This is a genomic window from Pseudoroseomonas cervicalis ATCC 49957 (genome assembly GCF_000164635.1).
GTDB lineage: Bacteria > Pseudomonadota > Alphaproteobacteria > Acetobacterales > Acetobacteraceae > Pseudoroseomonas > Pseudoroseomonas cervicalis.
This window is the reverse complement of sequence record NZ_GG771065.1, coordinates 1-1009: the sequence shown is the minus strand read 5'-3', so window position 1 is coordinate 1009 and position 1009 is coordinate 1. Positions and strand designations below refer to the sequence as shown.

Below are 1009 nucleotides of genomic sequence, written 5' to 3'. Positions count from 1 at the left end.
CGCCTCGCCGTCATCGGCACCTCGAACAGCGTCGCCGCCGGCGGCTGGGCGCGGGTGCTGCAGCAGGCGGAGACGCTGCAGGCGTCCAACTACGCGCTGGGCTTCTGCTCCTCCGACCTGTTCGCCTTCCGGCAGGAGGAGATCGATTTTTCTGGCCTCGACCTCTGCCTGATCGATTTCGCCTGCAATGACGGCACGCTGCTGGCCAGCGGCGCGCATGGCGCGCGGCCGGTGGAGGCGGCGCTCGGCGCCATGGTCTCGCGCATCACCCGCACCGGTTGCCTGCCGGTGCTGGTGCTGCTGCCGGTGGACTCCTTCCGCCCCGATGGCAAGCGCATCGGCGCCCTCTACCGGGCGGTGGCCGAGAAATACGCCCTGCCCTTCTTCGACGGCTATGCCTGGCTGGAGCGGCTGGCGGTGGACCCCGGCATGCAGGGGGTGCGGCTGTTCAAGGACAACATGCATCTGGACAACCCGGTCTCGGTGCAGCTCGGCCAGATGCTGGCGGATCTGCTGCCCGGGCTGGCGCGCCAGCGCGACCTGTCGGCCGAGACGCGCAGCATGGCCGGGTTCGAATACCGCTATTTCCCGGCCGGCCCCGCCATCCGCCGCGAGTTCCGCCGCACCCGGCGGCAGACGGCGCTGATCGGCGTCGACCTGGTGGAGATCGACCGCGAGACGGGGGCGGATTTCCACCTGCCCGCCGGCTGGGAGGCGACCGGCATGGTCGCCGATTTCGGCCACAGCCACGCGGTGCTGACCGTCTCCGGCAGCCGCAGCGTGCGGCTGCATGTCGCCTCCAAGCATGACGGCGCGCCGGGGGACAAGCTGGTGCTGGGCATCTGGCCGCTGCCGCAGCCGGTGCCGGAGATGGGCGGCTTCCTGCGCCTGACGGTCGGGCGCGGCCGGCACTGGGACGTCACCACCGACCACAGCGTGGGCGCCCTGGCCGAGGACGCGGCGCCGCGCCTGGCGCTGGCCGGGCTGGTGGCGCGCCGGCGCGAGGCGA

At 72.5% G+C, this 1009-nt stretch carries 1 protein-coding gene; it reads left to right on the top strand.

Annotated elements, in window-relative coordinates:
- A partial coding sequence (locus tag HMPREF0731_RS21740; protein ID WP_007006407.1) for an SGNH/GDSL hydrolase family protein occupies positions 1 to 1009 on the top strand: 1009 nt, incomplete at both ends.